General features: G+C 54.9%; 10 protein-coding genes. 4 read left to right on the top strand and 6 right to left on the bottom strand.

The features are described 5' to 3' along the window. Positions 1-31 precede the first annotated feature (31 nt). The 6 genes from AABA21_RS20450 to AABA21_RS20475 form a co-directional block, all read right to left on the bottom strand. The gene (locus tag AABA21_RS20450) at positions 32-2521 is read right to left on the bottom strand and encodes a serine/threonine protein kinase (RefSeq protein WP_338253302.1); all 2490 of its coding nucleotides are present in this window, start codon (positions 2519-2521) and stop codon (positions 32-34) included. 501 nt (positions 2522-3022) lie between these two features. Further along, entirely contained in the window at positions 3023-4162 is a 1140-nt protein-coding gene (gene dnaJ / locus AABA21_RS20455; protein ID WP_126595280.1) for a molecular chaperone DnaJ, read from the bottom strand. A 398-nt stretch (positions 4163-4560) separates the two neighbouring features. After that, entirely contained in the window at positions 4561-6474 is a 1914-nt protein-coding gene (dnaK, locus tag AABA21_RS20460) for a molecular chaperone DnaK (RefSeq protein ID WP_338253303.1), read from the bottom strand. Between the two features lie 151 nt (positions 6475-6625). Beyond that, entirely contained in the window at positions 6626-7729 is a 1104-nt protein-coding gene (gene hrcA, locus AABA21_RS20465; RefSeq protein WP_338253304.1) for a heat-inducible transcriptional repressor HrcA, read from the bottom strand. A 441-nt stretch (positions 7730-8170) separates the two neighbouring features. Further along, the gene (locus tag AABA21_RS20470; protein WP_338253305.1) at positions 8171-11044 is read right to left on the bottom strand and encodes a transglycosylase domain-containing protein; all 2874 of its coding nucleotides are present in this window, start codon (positions 11042-11044) and stop codon (positions 8171-8173) included. Positions 11045-11754: 710 nt separating this feature from the next. Continuing rightward, the gene (locus tag AABA21_RS20475; protein ID WP_338253306.1) at positions 11755-14598 is read right to left on the bottom strand and encodes a transglycosylase domain-containing protein; all 2844 of its coding nucleotides are present in this window, start codon (positions 14596-14598) and stop codon (positions 11755-11757) included. A gap of 329 nt (positions 14599-14927) precedes the next feature. On the opposite strand from AABA21_RS20475, the gene AABA21_RS20480 reads away from it, so the two are divergent. From AABA21_RS20480 to AABA21_RS39460, 4 genes are all read left to right on the top strand, one after another. Then, a complete protein-coding gene (locus tag AABA21_RS20480; protein ID WP_338253307.1) occupies positions 14928-16484 on the top strand; it encodes a peptidase MA family metallohydrolase in 1557 nt (518 codons plus the stop codon). 8 nt (positions 16485-16492) lie between these two features. Then, a complete protein-coding gene (gene dprA / locus AABA21_RS20485) occupies positions 16493-17659 on the top strand; it encodes a DNA-processing protein DprA (RefSeq protein ID WP_338253308.1) in 1167 nt (388 codons plus the stop codon). Between the two features lie 381 nt (positions 17660-18040). Further along, a complete protein-coding gene (gene alr, locus AABA21_RS20490; protein WP_338253310.1) occupies positions 18041-20620 on the top strand; it encodes an alanine racemase in 2580 nt (859 codons plus the stop codon). Next, entirely contained in the window at positions 20586-20699 is a 114-nt protein-coding gene (locus tag AABA21_RS39460) for an alanine racemase C-terminal domain-containing protein (RefSeq protein ID WP_420917165.1), read from the top strand. Before alr ends, AABA21_RS39460 begins: the two co-directional genes overlap by 35 nt. Positions 20700-20727: the final 28 nt, after the last annotated feature.

The raw sequence follows: 20727 nt of genomic DNA on the forward strand, positions 1-20727 counted from the left end.
GTATACCAACCCTCATCTCTCTGTACCGCGACTAAACGCAGGACCGGGTAGTCTGATTGCTACATGCTACAATGTCGAACGTCGCCAATCGTTGGGCCTTATAATGGATCTGTGACACGCCTTCTTTAACCTGGTTGGTACCTGGATCGGTCTCCCCTACAAACGCGTTATTGGCCAGCTTAAACATATGATTGAGCGTATCCATAGTCCCCGGCTGGCGCAGCTGCGCCGGGCTCATATGGATCAGTTTGGCCGCGTCGTCGTGCACGCCCAGGTACCACGCCTGAACGTTATCGATCGCCAGGTTAATCTCTTTGGCCAGCTGTTTCTGTGACGTGCTCACGTTCGGCGAGTTCGTGATCTCGCGCAGGTGGTTGCCGATATGCTTTAAGTAACCGGGAGGATCCTCACTCTGGCTCACCTCCAGCAGGGACACGCGCGCGATTTTGGGGTCCACCAGTATCGGAGATAGCGTAGAGGGGATATTCTCGGTCTGCACATACTGCGTCCCATCCAGATAATCCAGGATGCGTACAGCCTGCCGCTGCATCAGACTGGTATCGCCGCTATTGTAGGCATCACGGGCGCTACCCGCCCATTCCAGGACCTTCAAACTATTGCGGAAGAGCCAGATATCGAGGCCGCCGGTAAGTCCTACTTTTGCCAGCTTGGGATCCTGCGCTAGCAGGTGCCGCAGGTGGTCGAGCAGGCTAAAATGATTCTGCGTATCCTCGGGACTTGGCACGCGCGAGAAAACGGCTCCATAGCGCCAGGTAGACGAGTCCAGTGATGGATTGGTTGGGGGCGCGGCTGAATCTTCTTCAGTCACCAGGAAACGGCTATAGTGTGATAAGAGATTGTCATTCTGAGGACTGCTGTACGCCATCGAGGCATGTCCATTAACCAGCGAGAGCGAGCCGAGCCCGATAGGGGGCGACGTAACATTGGTATCCGTATCCCCCAGCAGCCAGGCATAATAGCTTTTACCGCTAGCTGGGACCGAAACATCGGTCAGATCTATCTGCAGCCCATCCACGATCCCCTTGGGATTATTGGGATCCAGCAAGCCGCTACTCACAAAGAAGGCATGCCCGGAAAGTGAGGAGGCCGCGAGCCCATTATAACGGGAAACAAGAAAAGCGGCCAGGCTGGCACCAATCACAGCCAGGCAAAGCAAGGCCGAGAGCAGGATGGTCAGCTTTTTTCCCCGTGAAGTACGCCAGAAGCCACCTCTCCGTACCGGATAAGGCGTTGCATACGGTGGCGAGACGGGCGGTGCCGGGGCGGGAGCAGGCGGCATCGGATGAAGTCTCTGGGTCTCCATCGCCGCCAGCAAATCAGGCGCTGAACGCGGCGATTGCATCACCGCATCGGCATGTGTTGGTGTATAGCCACCATCTGGCGTCACCGCAGGAGCCGATGAGGTCGGGGCCGACGACAACGAAGTGGGAACATCGGCGCCAGGATAGGCTCCAGCAACGTTGGTGCCAGCCTCCGCATGCGAAGCGGCCGGGCTGGTCAAGCCTTGAGAACGCTGCGGACTCAAGTATGTCTCATCAATGCTCACCTGTGCCGGTGTAAACCAGGGGGTCAAACGATTGCCACTGCTGGCCGCGCCCGACTGTCCCACGCGCGACTTCCCCGGAGCGTTGGCAACCCTCGACAGGGCGGCTGTCAGCGCGGCCCCGGTTGGGAAGCGGGCCGAAGGATCTTTGGCCAGGCAACGTAAGATGATCGCGGTCATGCCGGGTACAATGCGGGTATTAATCAGAGCCGGCGACATTGGTTCAGCATGCATATGCTGCATCAGCATCTCTGAAGTGGTCTCACCCTGAAATGGCAGCGTACCTGTGCAGAGCTCATACAGGATCACGCCGAGCGAATAGATATCGCTGCGCGTATTGACCGTCTGTCCCTGCGCGCCCTCAGGAGAAATATAGGCGGCATCCTCCAGCGCAAGGGTCAACGGCGACAGTATAGTATGCATCCCGAAGCCCACCACCTTTATCTCGCCCTGTGGTGACTCCGGTGAATCGGCCTGCGTAAACAGAATATGGGCAGGCTTCAAATGGCTATGGACAACACCATGCTGATGGGCATAATCCAGGGCCGAGCTGGCTGGCGCCAGGATACGATAAATATCTGTCAGGGCTGGAAAATCGCCGACGCCGGAGGTGGCCTCAATATAATCGGCCAGCGACATCCCTTCAATATACTCTCTGACAATATAAGCCTGGTATTGGGCGACACCATCCAGCGTGCCAGGCTGCTCTGGAACTGCAGAAGCCTGTACATCGTAGATCTTCGCGATACTGGGATGATTGAGCGCGGTCAGACTTTTGGTCTCATACAGAAAACGCGGCATCAACACAGCCGCATTGGCTGCCTGCAGGTGCAGAATGGTAATCTCCACCTGACGTTGATGTTGCGAATCCCAGGCTTTCCAGGATTCGTATTGGCGCGTATCGCTCAACCTCTGCTGTAGCTCGTATGGACCAAGATAGCGTTGGTTTGTACCCATGGCGACCCCTCACGCAAAGCTAATAAGCTGCTACCCCGAGACGATGCCTCTTACACACGATAAGATCCAGAGCAAATGGGCTTTTCCGACTTTTACCGGCTTATTAAGAGTGAATGGGATTTTACGTTTATTGCAGACTCATGAACAGTATGGTGCCAGATCACAATCAAATCAATAGTAATTATTGACCACATAGCATCCTATGTCAATGAACCATTTCACAATCGTTGATTGGAGTTCCCAATGCGGGAAGTGCAGGAGGGCGGAGAGCCCTCCTGCCGGGGTGTGGGCGAGCATGCTGGGAGCATGCTCGCCCACACCCCGGCAGGGAGTTTAGCATGCCCCCGGCATGCTCGCCCTGCACCCCCGTTTTGGGAATTTTTTAAAAGTTCAGGATGACTTATAAATTGCACCAATCTTAAAAAACAAAAGGATAGGCCACCATTGTGTGGTGGCCTATCCCTCAAAGATTGGAACGGTTGGATATAACCGTTTCTGAGCCTATTGGAAAACGTCTTTCGTTTTCTCGAACAGGTCGCGGAAGATGTTTTTACTGTTCTGTTCGTTCTGTTCGGCTTCGATGCGAGCGAACTCCTCGAGCAGCTGGCGTTGCTCCGCCGTCAGGTTGGTTGGGGTGACTACCTTGACAAAGACGTGCTGATCGCCGCGCGCGCTGCTATGCACAACAGGGACACCCATGCCTTTGAGGCGGAATGAGCGGCCACTCTGCGTGCCGGCAGGTATCTTGAGCATGGTGGACTTACCGTCGACCGTGGGGACCTCTACTTCATCGCCCAGAGCCGCCTGCGTAAAACTGATCGGCAGATCATAAAGGATATCGTTGCCCTGGCGCCTGAAGAAATCGTGCGGCTTGACGGTCAGGACCACGTACAGGTTGCCAGGTGTACCACCACGGGAGCTCACCTCGCCCTCGCCGGTCACACGCACATTGATGCCATCGTCCACGCCGGCCGGGATATTTACCACCACGCGGCGATTGTTGCGCACACGCCCCTGGCCACGGCACTTCTCACAGGGGGTCGTAATAATGCGGCCCTCGCCACGACAGCGCTCACACATCGTCACATTGACAAACTGACCAAAAATCGACTGCTGCACCCGGCGAATCTCACCGGAACCCTGACAGGCCGGACAACGCTGGGTGGAGGTCCCAGGTTGAGCACCATTACCACGGCAGGTCGAACAGGTTTCCCAGCGCGGCAGTTCAATCTCTTTCTGACATCCAAAGACAGCTTCTTCAAACGAAATGGTCAACTCATAACGCAGGTCCGCGCCACGCTGTGGCCCGGAACGCCGTTGACCACCCGAAGCACCCGCGAAGAAGGTTTCGAAGATATCGTTGAGATTGCTAAAACCACCGAAGTTATCGAAGCCCGCAGCGCCGGCACCGGCGCCCACGCCAGCATGCCCATAACGATCATAAGCGCTACGCTTCTGCTGGTCACTTAAAACCTCATACGCCTCATTAATCTCGATAAAGCGGGCTTCCGCTCCCTGCTCTTTATTTGCATCAGGGTGATATTGCTTGGCCAGGCGACGAAACGCTTTTTTAATCTCGTCGTCCGATGCACTGCGCGATACCCCCAGCACCTCATAATAATCTCTTTTGTTTGCGGCCATCTGCTGGTCCTTTACCCTTAGAAACAGGGCGCGAACGTATCCGCGCTACTGGATGAATAACTTTTCTACTGTATTCAGAATAGATGGTATTGACAGCTTTACAGGTGCTATAAGCATCTGGCATGCGAAACACCTTTCGCGTTCTTTGGCATACATTCTGGCATTGTTTAAGGATACCTCATGACACAAAAGATACGCAATAAGCATAGCCCAAGTAGGAGTATTGGAAGAGTATAAGTAGTACTCAGGCCACTAGCGTTTGTAACTTTCAGTTACCAGTCCCTGCGCCAAAACAGGGATATGAGAGGGTAACAAATTCGTTACCCTCTCATATAGAGGAGATGCTATAGAGATGTTAATACACCGTCTTACAGACAACGATCTCCTCCTTCAGTCAGCTACATTTCCTTGTATTCGCCCTCGATGGTGTCATCGTTGGAGCGTGGCTGTTCCTGATCGGTAGCACCCGGCTGGGGCTCACCATATTCAGCACCGGCACCGCCAGGCTGACCCTGACCATACATTGACTGGCTGATCTTGAAGAACGCCTGCTCCAGTTCCTCGCGGGAGGATTTGATGCGCTCGACATCGTCGGTCGACAGGGCGGTGCGCACGTCGGCGATTTTGCCCTCAAGCTCGCTCTTCTGCTCGGGCGAGATCTTGTCGCCGATTTCAGAGAGGCTCTTCTCCGAGCGATACGCGGCGCTATCGGCCAGGTTACGCTCCTCAACCTCTTCTTTGCGGCGCTTGTCTTCCGCGGAGTGGGATTCAGCATCACGCACCATCTTGTCGATCTGGTCTTTCGACAGACCACTGGATGGCATGATGGTGATCTTCTGCTCACGGCCGGTGCCTTTATCGCGGGCCGAGACGTTCACGATACCATTGGCATCGATATCGAAGATAACCTCGATCTGCGGCACGCCGCGTGGTGCGGGTGGAATACCATCCAGGATGAAGCTACCCAGTGAACGGTTGTCCTTGGCGAACTCGCGCTCACCCTGCAGGACGTTGATCTCTACGCTGGGCTGGCTATCGCTGGCGGTCGAGAAGACCTGACTCTTCTGAGTTGGGATAGTGGTGTTGCGCTCGATCAAGCGGGTGAAGACACCACCCAGGGTCTCGATACCCAGGGACAGAGGCGTAACGTCGAGCAAGAGCACGTCTTTGACGTCGCCGGTCAACACACCAGCCTGAATGGCGGCACCGATGGCAACGACCTCGTCGGGGTTCACACCACGATTGGGCTCGCGATCAAAGATGCGACGCACCAGCGTCTGTACGGCTGGCATACGGGTCTGACCACCAACCAGGACCACCTCGTCGATATCGCCAGGGCGCACACTGGCATCCGAAAGAGCCTTGGTCACAGGAACGCGGGACTTCTCAACCAGGTCCTCAACCAGCTGCTCCAGTTTCGAGCGGGACAACGTCATAGCCAGGTGCTTTGGACCACTGGCGTCGGCCGTAATAAAGGGCAGGTTAACCTCGGTCTGCATCGAGCTGGAGAGCTCTTTTTTCGCTTTCTCAGCGGCCTCTTTCAAGCGCTGCAGGGCCATGCGGTCCTGGCGCAGGTCGATGCCCTGCTCCTTGCGGAACTCGTCGGCTAGCCAGGTGATAATGCGCTGGTCGAAGTCGTCACCACCCAGGTGTGTATCACCGTTGGTGCTCTTCACCTCAAAGACGCCATCGCCCAGTTCCAGGATAGAGATATCGAAGGTACCACCACCAAGGTCGTAGACCGCGATGCGCTCGTCTTTCTTCTTGTCCAGGCCATAGGCCAGTGAAGCGGCGGTCGGCTCGTTGATGATACGCAGCACTTCCAGGCCAGCGATCTTACCCGAGTCCCTGGTCGCCTGACGCTGAGCATCGTTAAAGTAAGCCGGCACGGTAATCACGGCCTGTGTCACACGCTCACCCAAATAGGCTTCCGCGTCATTTTTTAACTTCTGCAGGATCATAGCGGAGATTTCCGGAGGGCTATACTGCTTGCCCTGCACCTCAACCCAGGCATCACCATTGGCAGAGCGAACCACTTTATAGGGCATCAAGCGTTTGTCACGATCAACTTCAGGATCCTCGAATTTGCGACCCATGAAGCGCTTAATTGAATAGACGGTATTTTCTGGATTTGTGATAGCCTGACGCTTCGCAACTTCACCAACCAGGCGCTCGCCATTTTTATTGATAGCTACAATAGACGGCGTGGTACGTGCACCTTCCGCGTTGGGGATAACAACAGGTTCGCCACCCTCCATCACAGCCACACACGAGTTTGTTGTTCCAAGATCGATTCCAATAACCTTTGGCACAGTTGCCTCCTAAATCAAAAAATCTCAACATCTCAAGATCTAGCATCCACAGATCAGATCCAGTATAGACAGATCAGATCGAAAATTTATAGATCAGAGCAGAGCTAAAAATCCAAGCTAAACCTAGAAATCTATGTGTATCTGAGCTTTTTTACTCACATCCATAAGCATCAGCCAGTAGCTCATCCATAACCTGCGACATATAGCGCACAACGGCGATGGCACGGCCATATTGCATTCGGGTCGGACCAATGATCCCTAACAAGCCGCCCACCTTGCCCTGCTGCCCATAACGCGCCAGAACCAGGCTGACATCCTTCATTTCATCCCACTGATTTTCGCCACCGATGATCACTTGCACACCGTCTGAAGAGGGCAGATGCGAGGCCAGCACAGGTAGAATGCGCTTTTGCTCAAGATCATCCATCACTTTCTGCAGGCGCTTATGCTCAAGTTCTTCAATCATTTTGCGAATCCGCTCGGCTCGCTCCTCCTCAGGAGGTAAGCGCAGCCCGACAGCGGAGACAGTGGACTGGTCCAGGATATTGACGATGTCCTCCCCAAAGAAGACATCCCCTTCCATCTCCCCATGCTGCTCCAGGATACGAACGATTCCATTCGAAATAATTCGTTCCACCGGAGCGGGCTCATAGGTCACAAGGAACGTATTGAGCTCATCGGCATTTTTGCCAAGAAACAGCGGATTGAGACGAGCCGCGATCGCGCTCAACTCATCCTGCTGGGTTGGTTTCTCTAAGAGCAAACGCTGCTGCTGCACCGAACCGTCCATCAGAACCAGTATCAGGTGCACCGATAGATCGGTAACCGCTAGTACCTCAAAGTGTTTAATGCGCCCCTCGATTGAACGAGGAGGAGTCATTACCGCGGCACTATGCAGCAGACGCGCCATCACTGACGCCGTGAGCCGCACCCATTGATCCAGCTGATCCTGTACCTGATAGAACATATGGCGAATCAGACGCTGCTCATCGAGCAACAATGCCGACTCCTGCATCAGGTGTTCGACAAAGTAGCGATAGCCAAGGTCCGTAGGTACACGACCAGCAGAGGTATGTGGCTGATTGATCAAATTCGCCTCTTCCAGTCCCGCTAGCTCGTGGCGTACGGTAGCAGAACTAAAAGGGAGCTCATACTTGCGTACGAGCGTCTCAGACGCGACCGGGGTCGCGTTGTGAATATATTCTTCAACCAGCGCACGCAAAATCTGCTGTTTACGTGGGCTTAAAGGTGTCATGTACGTGCTTCCCTCGATAGTCTTGCTGTACCTCCCTGGCAAGTATCCCGCGCCCGCGACAGCAGAGCGGTTTATGGATATGCTCGGATGATACAACATCTGTCAAACGCGATTGCTAGCACTCTCACTTGGAGACTGCAAGTACAGAATAGCACTCTCAAGGGTCGATTGTCAAGTATTCCAGGCAGGTGAGTTGAGCGCTCCCTTTCGGGCGCTCGCAGGCGCGGAAGGCCCTGTTTAATACGTTGATGCCAGTGATGTCGCAGCGCGGCATCACTGGCATCAACGTATTAAATAATGTTTACATTGGAGGGTGCGTAAAACTGCTCATCGAATGCTGCAAGAATTGATTGATAATCCAGCTCAAAAGAGAGGAGTGTGACGTATAGGTCGTCACACTCCTCTCTTTTGATTTATACAGATAAGCCAGCGAACACTTGCTTACGGCTGCAAGGGCGCCTGCCCATCGATGACGAAATCCGTCGCACCACCACCCTGCATACCAGTTGCGGACGAGAGAGATGTCTGGGTCACACCGGCAGGAATCGGGAATTTCCAGGTAGGATTGTTAGAAAAGCGGAAGTGATAGTTAGGGCCACATGGCACACCATCAATATCCTGATTACAAAAACCCACGGCGCGCTCCATAACGTTGTGCCAGATAGGGGCCGCGCCGGTAATACCAATGACGTTGTACATCGGCGAGTTATCGGCGTTGCCTACCCAGACCGCTACAGTGACATCCGGCGTATAGCCAACAGTCCAGTTATCCCTAAAGGAGTCAGTGGTACCGGTTTTGGCCGCCACCTGGTGCTCACAATAGAGAACAACGGCACAATTCGGATCTTTGTCAGTGAACGATAGATCGTGGTCACCAGAGAACTCTACGTTGCGATCTGGCTCATCAACCAGAACCGAGGTCATCAGGTAAGCGACCTGGGGACTGAACACGCGGCCAGAGACTGGCTTTTCCAGGTTATAGTGAAACAGGTTATTGCCAAGATTATCCCAGACATCCAGGATGCTCTGCGGCTGAACGCGCACGCCCTGGTTGGCAAAGGTCTCGTAAGCATTGGCCATCTGTAGCGGCGCGATGTCTCTCGCGCCGATGGCCCAGGCCAGACCATCATTGACCTGAGTGTTGATACCCAGTCGTTGCATCGTATTCAAGACAGCCTTACCACTGGCAAACTGCATGGTTTTAATGGCCGCAACGTTCAGCGAGCCGGCGGTCGAATAACGAACTGAATGAGGTTCAAAAGTCCAGGTTTTGCCATAGTCCGATGGAGCATAGAATGTTCCAGATTCCGACAAGGCATCAATCTGCGACTGAATAGTTGGTACCTGTACACCGACATTATTGCTGGTCGGGAAGATTGTCTCATTGTCCTCCAACATAACAGCCGGATTCCAGCCCATCTGGAAAGCGGTGGCGTAGTCGAAAGGCTTAAAGGTTGATCCGGGCGGGCGAGCATGGATAGCTACGTTGTACTGTCCATTGACCCTGGGGTCATTGGAGTTAAAGTCCGCACTGCCGTCCATACCCAAAATCTCGCCGGTCTTTGAGTCCAGCACCACTACCGCCGCGTCATGCACGTTGTTGTTTTCACTCAGTGTGACGTAGGCGCCAGTCACCTTTTGCACGTCCGGCTGGTAGATGTGGCGCGTGACCTCCTTCTGGATATAGTTGTACAGGTTAAGATCGAGCGTGGTGCGAATATTATAGCCACCGGTCAGGAAAGCGTGGGCTCCTGCGTTACCACCACCGAGAGCCTGCGTCATCTGGTCAATCACATATTGCACAAAGTGAGGGGCCTGCATCTGGCGCTGATATGGCTTAAAGGTCTGTTTGGCCATCAAGGCTTCCGCCTTCTGGGCATCCGCCTGGGTGATCTTCGGACTATCCGGCTGACCATCGATGGTCATGCCCTGGGTAATCATGGCGTTCAAGACCAGCTTCTGCCGATCCAGGGCGCGCTGCTTGTTGTCGGCGCCCAGGGTAGGATCGGTAGCGCTGGGCGCGTTGGGCTGGCCGGCCAGGAAGGAAGCGCGGGCCAGAGCCAGGATAGGATCGTTCTTTTTGGTCTTGGAGTTGTAAGCCAGTTTGGAGATACCGGGTATACAGGGCTGGTTCGTCTTGCAGATCGGCCTCAGACCAAAGTAATCTTCCGTGGCCACCTCGACGCCATAGGTCTGCGCGCCAAAGGGGGCTACGTTGAAGTACATCTCCATGATCTTAGCCTTGGAATACTGTTGCGTCAGCGCGATGGCCATGGCGGCTTCGTTCAGCTTACGCTGATAGGTGGGTGAATTATCCCTGGTCAGGTTTTTGATGACCTGCTGGGTCAGGGTACTGGCACCACCATACTGGCTGGCACCGGCGCGCACAATTGCCAGCGGATCTACACCCTCGTTGGTCCAGAAGGTCTTATCTTCAATGGAGGTCATGGCATTCTGCATGACCAGCGGGATGTCCTGATAGCGTACGGTGACACGGCGGCCGCTATAGGCCGAGGACGTGTTGTCGTATGCCTCGTACAACAATTGGCCATTGCGATCATAGATGCGGGTGTTCTGGTCGATATGCTGGTTGGCGAATTCTTCCATACGCGGCTGCTGCTGCACATAAAAGCTATAGGCGTAGGCGCTACTGCCAAAGGAGGCCAGCACCACCAGGGCCAGCAGACATACCAGTGCAATCACCAGCGCACGTGTTGGACCACTGTTGCGTGTCCTCAGGCGCCGCTGGCGAATGTGCTGATTGATGCGCAAGGCGCGTGAGCGTTTCCAGGGACGCGAGGTGCGAATCACTGGCTGATGCGGTCCCGGAGGGGAAGGTGGGCGATAGTAATCCATGTAGGGAGCCGGAGGCTGCACCTGGTGACCGGCGACGGCGGCCACTTTACCGGACCAGCGCCGCATCATATCAACCGTGTTGGATAGCACGTTAGGGCGCTGCTGATCTGGAGGCATCTGAGGCTGAGCCTGCGAAGGATACTGCTGGTTGGGAGCCCCACCAGCTTGCCGAGATGGTGACCTTTGCTGTACATCCTGACCAGGCTGGGGCGGAACAGATTGTCCCCCCTGCGCCGAGGGAGAGAATTGCTGATATCCCCCACGCAATAGGGATGAATTGTTCCGCTGAGGTCCGGCTGGCGACGAGGCAGAATTCGCTCCAGGCAACGGCTGCGATTTAGAGGCACCTTGACCATCTTGTTGTGTTTTAAAATTGCTTAACAGTCCTCCGGACTTGGACCGAGGACTATGCTCAGAAGGTTGATTTTCGTCTGAATTTGGATTCCAATTATCGCTCATACATCATCCTTGTGTTAGCGCAGTGGTAGTCTCTGCCTACAATAAATAGATAAATCTAAATATTGATTCTGCCACTGTGAAACAAAAATAATAGTTGTCTCTGCTCCTCCTCATATACCAGAGAAAGCTTTAGATCTGCATGCTTCTATCTTTTCTTTGAAAGAACGGCAGATCCAGATATATTTAGATAGAGGGCGCCAGTTTTATCACTCTGATTCCCTTACTGTCCACGTTTTCTGGTGTTCGGGCATCCGTAGCGTTTCGAATTACCTATCTCAACGAACCTGTTGATACACGTTAACACACCCCCCTATTTTGGGGGGGTTGTGTAGCAAAAGCTTCTTATATATTGCTATTCTATTACTTATTTTTGGGCATTTTTTGTACCCCTTAGTAAGAAGAATATACTGCTATATTACGCACTCTTGCAAATTACACTCGAATAGATAAGAAAGCTCTCCTATGAGGAGGGCTGCCAGGCAGCTTTTTTCTATATGGGGGGGGTTTGTGTCTGCGACCCCTGACGCGAGCGCCTTCGGCGCTCGTAGAGGTTTAATGTGGTGATGCAGAACCGGTGCGGAGCACTGGTTCTGCATCACCACATTAAAGAGTGATATGCGCTTTTTTCATCACACTTAAGAAGCACATGCATCATCAACATATTAAAGGGAAGGGGTCAAAGGGATGAAGCTTTTACGACGATATATGATTCAGGGATATTGGAGGGAGAGGGCCCAGTCGGGAGGTGAGGATTGGCCGTCGGTGATGGATGGTTGATTGAGTAGTTCGAGGCCGGGTGGGATGGGGAATGTCCATTGGGGGTGGGCGGAGAAGCGAAAGTGGTAGTCGGGTCCACAGGTGATCTGGTCGGGACTGACAAAGGCGTTGGTGTAGGGTGGATGCTCGTTGCAGCGTCCCAATACGCGTTCCATGACGCTGTGCCAGATGGGGCCGGCTCCGGTAATGCCGATGACGTCTCTCATCTTTTCGTTGTTGGCGTTGCCGACCCAGACGCCGACAACGACGTCCGGCGTGTAGCCGATGGTCCAGTTGTCGCGGAAATCGTCGGTGGTGCCCGTTTTGGCCGCGACCTGTCGGCTACAGTTGAAGCGCGAGTAGGCGCAATTGGCGTCCATATCGGCGAATGACAGGTCGTGGTCTGAACCAAATTCATAGGCGCGCGAGGGCTCGTCGGCCAGCACCGAGGTCATCATGTAGGAGACCTGTGGAGAGAAGACCCGACCGGACGCCGGCCTGCTCTCATCGTAGTGATAGAGGTTGTGGCCAGCGTTATCCCAGATATCCAGAACACTCTGTGGTGGGACGTGCAGGCCCTGGTCGGCGAAGGTCTGATAGGCGCTCACCATCTGCAGCGGCGAGACGTCCTTTGAGCCCAGGGCCCAGGCCAGGCCGGTATTGGCTTGCGTGGTAATGCCAAGACGACGTGTGGTGGTGACCACCTGGTTTGCGCCGGCGAACTGCATGGCTTTGATGGCCGGGATATTATAGGAATTGGCGGTACCTATACGCACGGACACCGGTCGATTTGTATAGGTATGCCCGTAATCATACGGGGCGTAGATGGTTGAATCCTTGGAGAGGGCATCCTTATCGGTGCGGGGCATCGTCGTGCCCGCCGGTGCCCCATTCGGGAAGTAGGTGCGGTTATCCATCAGCATCACGCCAGGATTCCAGCCCATCTGGAAGGCGGTGGCATATTCAAAGGGCTTGAAGGTTGAGCCGGGCGGACGCGAACCGACGGCGGCATTAAACTGACCACCCACACGTGGGTCCATAGAATTATAGTCGGCGCTCCCGTTCATAGCCAGAATCTCACCGGTCTTTGCGTCCATCACTACCACCGCCGCCGTGTGCAGATTGTTATAGCTACTGAGCATCGCGTAGTAGCCGCGTAGCTTCTGGTAATCGGGCTGATTGATATGCCGATCCACAGCCCGCTCCACATATTCCTGTAGATTCACATCGATGGTGGTACGAATATTGAAGCCGGCCTTCTGAAAGAGACCATAACCCTCAGCGGCATCACCGTTTCCCAGCGCGGTCGAAACCTGGTTGATAACCCAATCCACGAAATGAGGGGCGTGCTTGACGCGCGTAGAGCTCCTGAAGGTGTGGCGCTCCATCAGCCGCTGCGCCTTTCTGGCGATAGCGGGTGTAATTGGACCCAGGCCATCCACGACGGTATGCAGCGCCATCATCTGTTGCAGCACCAGGCCCTGACGATAGATAGCACGTTGCTTGGCATCGGGCCCGCTGGTTGGATCGTTATAGAACGGCTGATTGGGCATACCGGCCAGCAGAGAGGCACGGGCCAGGCCCAATAAAGGATCATTTCTGCCGGTTGCCTGGTTATAGTTCAGCCTGGAGATACCAGGGATGCACTTCTGGTTAGTGTGACAGGTTGACTGCAGACCAAAAAAATCTTCGGTCGCCACCTCGACGCCATAGGTTTGTCCCTCAAAAGGGGCGATATTAAAATACATCTCAAGGATCTTGCTTTTGGAATACTGCTGCGTCAGGCCAATGGCCATAGCCGCCTCGGTAATCTTGCGTCCCAGGGCATATTCGCGCTGATTGGACAGGTTCTTGATGACCTGCTGCGTCAATGTGCTGGCTCCCCCGTACTGCCTGGCCGCCGCGCGAATGATGGCCGATGGCTCGATACCCGCGTTGGTCCAGAAGGTCTTATCCTCGATGGCCACCAGGGCATCCTGCATAACGGGAGGGATGTCCTCATATCTAATGGCGATACGCCGGCCTCCCTGCCTGGAGTTCTGATCATAGGCTTCAAATAAAAGGACGTTGTTGCGATCATAAATACGCGTGCTCTGGGCGATGTGAGCATTCGCCAGTTCATCTACGCGCGGCAATTGCTGCTCATAGTAACCATAGCTATAGGTGGTGCCAGCCACACACATCAGACCCAGCACAGACATCAGGGCCATGGTGAATACCGCCCAGAGCCGCCGTGGGGCACGCTGCCAGCGCGCGCGCCGCTGCCTCATCTGCATGGCGATACGCAGGGTACGCGAACGACGCCAGGGAATTCTCTTCGCGGGTCGCGGTGTCTGTGCTTCTACGCCAGATGGCGCGGGGTTTGAGCCATGATAACGCTCCATATACGGCGCGGGAGGCAGTATCTTATGTCCGGCGACCGCCGCTACTTTACCTGACCAGTGGCGTACCATCTTCATAGTATGGATCAGCAGTTCTGGTGAGCGCAGCAACTGTCCGCGTCCAGGCAGACCAGCAGATTCCCCAACCGAGGAGACAGGAAGGCGTAGCTGACCACGCGAATAAAGAGGAGGGGCCTTGGAGGGCGGAGCAGATCTTTGCGCAGGTGGGAGCGGTAAAACAGGATGGTCAAGCTGATCGGTTGTCGAAAGTGAAGATGGTTGTGAGAACAGGTCCGGCTGCGACACCGACGACTGCTGCTGCCGATAATTGCGTAAAAGCCCTCCCGTCTTTGGTGGCGCTCCATCTTCGATGCGTGGTTGCTGACCCCCAGCTTGTTGATCCAAATTATTACTCATATATTCAATCGCCTCCCTTCCACATCTGTCCCCGTGTCGGTTGCATGCGTTACCAGAGAAACACAAACTCAACCTCATTTATACTTAACGAACGAATACGACATAGATTAACAGTAGAGAAAGCCGATTAACGGCAGTTTGAAAGAGTATGTTCCGGTGTTGGTGCTGCCGCAGCACCAACACCGGAACATACTCTTTCAAACTGCCAACTATAAAAATTTGGGGATAGCCATGCGTACTATATTGATGAGCAAATCACGATATTTTTGTGCTTGATCAGATATAATAAGGATTGATGTTCGCGAATTGCCACGAGGAGTTTAAATTATATGCGCTGGAATGCCATGCGGCGTAGTGGGCGCCTTCTTATCTATCTATCAATCATGATCCTCATATCGATAAATTTACCTCCTCACGTCTATGCAGCTGTAGCGGATGACCCCATTACCATTAATTCAGAGACTGCCACCCTCAACTTCCCCAAGGCGATGGACTTCCAGCTGGACACACAGGATAGTGCCAGTCCAATCGAGATCGCCACGCTCACAATCAAGTTCAACTCTATGCGGGTCTCAGAGGTTCATCCGATTACGCAGACTCCGGCCAACCATCTCTCCTTTCAGTGGCATGAAGACCTTGACGAGCAGCATTTTATGCCGGTCGGAACCATTATCAACTATACCTGGGACATCTCTGATAGCGCTGGACATAGCTATAAAACTCCTCCAAAGACGCTGCAGATCACCGATACGCGCTTCCAGTGGCAACATCTCTCCCAGGGGCTCTACCAGGTCAACTGGTATGATCGGCCCACATCCTTCGGGCAGCTCTTACTCAATCAGGCGGGCGATAGTTTGAAACGCATCTATGCGAATCTAGGCGTGCAACTGCATCAACCGATCAACCTGTGGATCTACGAGAACAGCGACGACTTCCACAGCTCGCTCCCGCCGGACTCGGCCGAATGGGTTGGCGGGGTAGCCTTCTTCGAGATTAATCAGGCCTCTGTTACCGTCCAGGGACCAGATGATACAACGCTGAACAGGGATCTGCCACATGAGCTAACGCACCTGGTTCTGCACCAGACCGCGCAGGTCACGATTCCCACCTGGTTTGATGAAGGGCTGGCCGTCTACGATCAAACCTACCATGAAGGGGATATGCAGAACCAGTTCAAGACTCAGCTAACTAAACACAGTCTGATCCCCCTCTATCAGATAGATCGCTCCTTCCCGCGCGACGCGCAAAAAGCCTACCAGGCCTATTCGCAGAGCTGGCAGCTCCTGGATTATATGTATAAAACCTTTGGTGTGAAAAAGATGAACGCCCTGATACAAAGCACAGGGAACAGCGATGAGCCATTTGATACCGACCAGAAACAGACTTTGGGTGTAGACTCGGATCACCTGGAGAATCAGTGGCATCTTCACCTCAATCAGCCGGCGACCCTGAGCGGTACAGACCAGGTTCAGCAACAGACTCCTCAGACAACTACTGACAATAAGATAGTGCCAGTGACGAGCGACTCATCCGACGCGTATCTGACCGTGGCGGGTTCGCTCTTGATCATCATTCCGCTGGCCAGTGGCGTGCTACTGCTGATCTACCTCTTCTATAGCCGGCGCAAAGCCAGGGCACAGGCGGCTGTCATCCCACAACCAGCCTATAACTACATGCCGCCAGCAGGAAATTACCATCCCGATATCAATCCTGCCGGAAGCTATGCGAACCCGGCGACCTATAGACCCGGCGGACCCTATGGTGAAGTCGCCGGTCAGCCACCTACAATGGCCAACAATGTACCTCCCGCGTATACGGCCTATCCTCCCTATCCATGGGGAGAACCAACCAGCGCGGGAACCAGACCACCAGAGATAAAGGAGTAAAGAGCATCATGGGCAAGAAGCAGCGGCGGATGGAAGTGTTTGATGGCCGGGCCCGATATTATCCTTCAGACAAACTCACTTTAGAAGAACTCTCGTACTGGATCGCATTTAGTCGCGTGATGGGCATAGGCCCGGTGCGCTTTCAACTCTTACTGGACCACTTTCAGGAAGATGTAGCCCGCGCCTGGTACGCTCCATCATCTGAGCTCACCCGGATCGGTCTTGATCAGCGCACCGTTGACAGCTTTATCAGGCAGCGTGCCAGCATAGATCCCGACCACGAGTTGGAGCGCCTGGACAGGTTACGCATCCAGGTCATTACCTGGAAAGATGCCTGTTACCCCCCGCTCTTGCGCAAAATAGATTATGCTCCCCCGGTCCTGTATGCCTGCGGTCAGTTGACCGAAGACGACCTACACTACAGCATCGGTATTGTGGGGACGCGCAAGATGAGCAGCTATGGACGACAGGTGACGGAGCATTTCACCAAAGAACTGGTAAAAGGGAAGATCACCATCGTCAGTGGCCTGGCGCTGGGCGTAGACACGGTAGCGCATAACACCGCCCTCGATAACGGTGGACGCACCATCGCTGTGCTGGCCTGTGGCCTGGATACCATCTATCCCCCCTCGAACTATCACCTGGCCAAACACATCATCGACTCCGGCCGGGGAGTGATATTAAGCTCATTTCCCCTGGGTATCAAACCAGAGGCCGGCAACTTCCCGGCGCGCAACCATATCATAGCCGGCCTCTCTCTGGGTATCCTGGTCACCGAGGCCCCCCTGAAAAGCGGCGCTCTCATCACAGCCAACTCGGCCCTGGTCCAGGGGCGCGAGGTCTACGCAGTCCCCAGCAGCATCTTTTCGAACAGCGGCGCCGGGGTCAACAAACTCATCCGCGACGGGGCACACCCCGTGACCGAGGTAAGCGATATCCTGGAGCATCTCAACATCCATACCGTTCCGCTACCAGACGCCAGCGTCCTGCGCGAGCCGGAGAGCGAAGAGGAACGGATAGTGCTGGGCCTGTTGAGCCGCGAACCCCGGCATATCGACGACCTGATCCGCGATACAGAACTGGCTCCCAACATCGTTACCTCCACCCTGACCATCCTTGAGCTGGACGGCCTCGTCAAACAGCTAGGTAGCATGCAGTATGTGCGCTGCACATAGAGGGTAACTACACTTCTCTTTTTGGGGTGAGTGAGCGCCCTCGCACACGCGTCCGCTGCGCGGCCACACTGGTTTATAATTTGGTGCATAGATTGCGCTTTCGCGCAATCTATGCACCAAATTAAGCAGAGAGCAGCCTCCCTCAAAGTGGGATGTGCAGGAGGGCAGCTAGCTCTCCTGCACCAACTTATAGTGGACTGATGGAGACCCTGATAACATATATTACAAGCTCATCTATCAAGGGAGCTCATACATATATATGCCCATACCGCGGACAGCAATATGGTAAGCTTAGTATAAAGAAGAGCATTGCCAGCTCATCATATTATGGCAACATAAAAAAACGTCACCAATCACGTGTTACAAAAATATGAGGATACCATGATCTATCTCGATCACCTGTTAAAAGCGACGCAGGGCACCCTGCGCCAGACCAGTAAGCATGTTCATTTTCAGGCGTTCAGCCATGATACGCGCCAGCTCTCACCCCATGAAATGTTCGTTGCTGTGCGCGGCGAAAGGGGCAATGGCCATGATCATGTGCTTGATGCAGTCCGCAAAGGCGCTACTGGACTTCTCCTGTCGGGTCAGACGTTCCAGCAGTTCTCCGAACAGGCTAAATCCGTCCTTGCAAATGAAGAGATCACGATAGTTCTGGTCGAGGATACGCGCCGTGCCCTGCGGCAATATGCCAGCGCGATCCTGGAGATCTGGCATCCTACTGTTATCGCGGTCACGGGAAGCGTGGGCAAGACGAGCACCAAAGAGGCAATCGCCACCGTGCTCGCGCGCCAGTTCACCACCTTCCGCAGCTGGCAAAACTATAATGATATGCTCGGTATTCCACTTTCGCTGGGCCGATTGGAGGCGCGCCACGAATATGCCGTATTAGAGCTGGGCTGCGACCATCCCGGCGAGATTGCCGCCCTCAGTCGCATGGTGCGTCCGCAGATCGGCGTGCTAACCAATATTAGTCCCGTTCAGCTCCAATACTTCAGCTCGCTCGAACACCTGGCCTTTGAACTGGGAACGCTGCTTACCAGCCTGCCAGAAGGCGGCCACTTCTTTTATAATCAGGAAGACCCCATCATTCGGGCGCTGCTAGAGCAGCGCGTCCACCATGCCCCATCCACGGTGAGCTGCCATCCTTTTCTTCCCGCTGGGTGCGCGGCAGATGAACAGCCACACGTAACGGTCGGATGGGACGGCATCCACGGAACAATCAAACGCCGTCGCATCTCCGACGAGATTGAGAGGGGTGAGGAAGAGCAGGTAACGGTTCAGCTCCGCTCGCAGCTGCTGGGAGAGCATCAGTTCGCGACCATGCTGGCGGCTTACCAGATCGGGCTCAGCCGCGGCATCTACCCCTCCCTGGTCGAGCAGGCACTGACAACCTTAAAACCGTTGCCGGGACGCCTCAATCCCCTGCCGGGCATTCGGCGGTCGGTACTGCTGGACGATACCCATAACGCGGCGCCAGCCTCGGTTAAAGCGGGTCTGCAAACGCTCAGTGCGCTGGCGGGTGAGCGGAGTCAGCGCATCGCGATCCTGGGCGACATGCTCCACCTGGGTGAGGCGGAGGCGGAAGCACATCGCTCCATCGGGCAGGAGATCTCCCAGTACGTCGACTACCTGATCACGCGTGGCGAATGGGCCACCCTGATCGCCGAAGAGGCTCGACAGGCCGGAATGGATAGCGAGCGCATCATCATGACCTCAACGCATGAGGACGCGGCCCAGGCGGCCCGCCGCATCCTAAACACCCTACCAGACAGCGATAGGTGCGCCGTCATCCTGCTCAAAGGCTCCGAGGAGACTCGCATGGAGCGCGTCACCGAGCTCTTGATGGCCCGTCCCTGGGAGGCATCAGAGTTGCTGGTACGCCAGACGCCCGGCTGGAAAAAGACCATCTTCAGGCACGCCGAGCGGCCCACCTGGGTAGAGATCGACTTAAACGCCATCGGCAGCAATACACGCCATATCGCCTCTCTGGTAGGGCCGAGCACGCAGGTCCTGGTCGCGCTCAAGGCTGATGCCTATGGTCATGGAGCGCTAAAAGTGGCCCGCACCGTACTCCAGAATGGAGCCAGTATGCTTGGCGTCGCCACCGTCAGCGAAGCGATCCCTTTGCGCGAAGCCCATATTACGGCTCCTATCCTTGTCTTTGGTTATGTGCCCCGCTGGCAGATGCGCGAGGCACTACGTCTTGGTGTCAGCGTCACCATCTACTCCAGGGAAGAGGCTCAGGCGCTCTCGCAAGCCGCGCAGGCACTCGACAAAACGGTCAGGGTCCATGTCAAAGTTGATACAGGTATGGGGCGACTGGGAGTTCGCTTTGAAGAATTGCCAGCCATTCTAGAGCTGGTACGTGAGGCCAGCCAGCTGCCCGGCCTGGAGCTCGAAGGTCTCTATACCCACTTCGCCCAGTCCGACGCCGAAGACCAGAGCCACGCCCGCATGCAACTGGCACGCTTCCAGGGAGTGTTAGAGCAGCTGGAGAAGGAGGGGATCAGACCTCCGATTGTTCACGCAGCCAATAGCGCCGCGACCCTGGCCATTCCAGAAGCTCGCTTCGACATGGTACGGCCCGGAATCGCCATCTATGGCCTTGAACCATCGCCTTTTGTACGCCTGCCAGAGGGCTTTCGGCCCGCGCTGGCCTTCAAGACGCAGGTCTCACAGGTCAAATGGATCCCCACCGGAGAAGGGATCAGCTATGGCAGCACCTATATCACGCAGCGTCCGACACTCATCGCCGTCCTACCCGTTGGCTACGCCGATGGCTTCCGCCGCAGTCCACAGAACTGGGGCAGCGTACTCATTCATGGGCAAGAAGCCCCACTGCTAGGGCGTGTCTGTATGGATCAATGTATGGTTGATGTCACCCACATTCCACAGGTTCGCATGGGTGACGAAGTCGTCTTAATTGGACGGCAGGGGGGAAGCCACGCTTACCGCTGAAGAGATCGCCAGCCGCTTAGGAACCATCAACTACGAAGTCGTGTCTGAACTATTAGCCCGCGTTCCACGTGTAGACTAAAATTGCCGCGCCCACGAACACGGTGCCT

The organism is Dictyobacter halimunensis, from assembly GCF_036245075.1.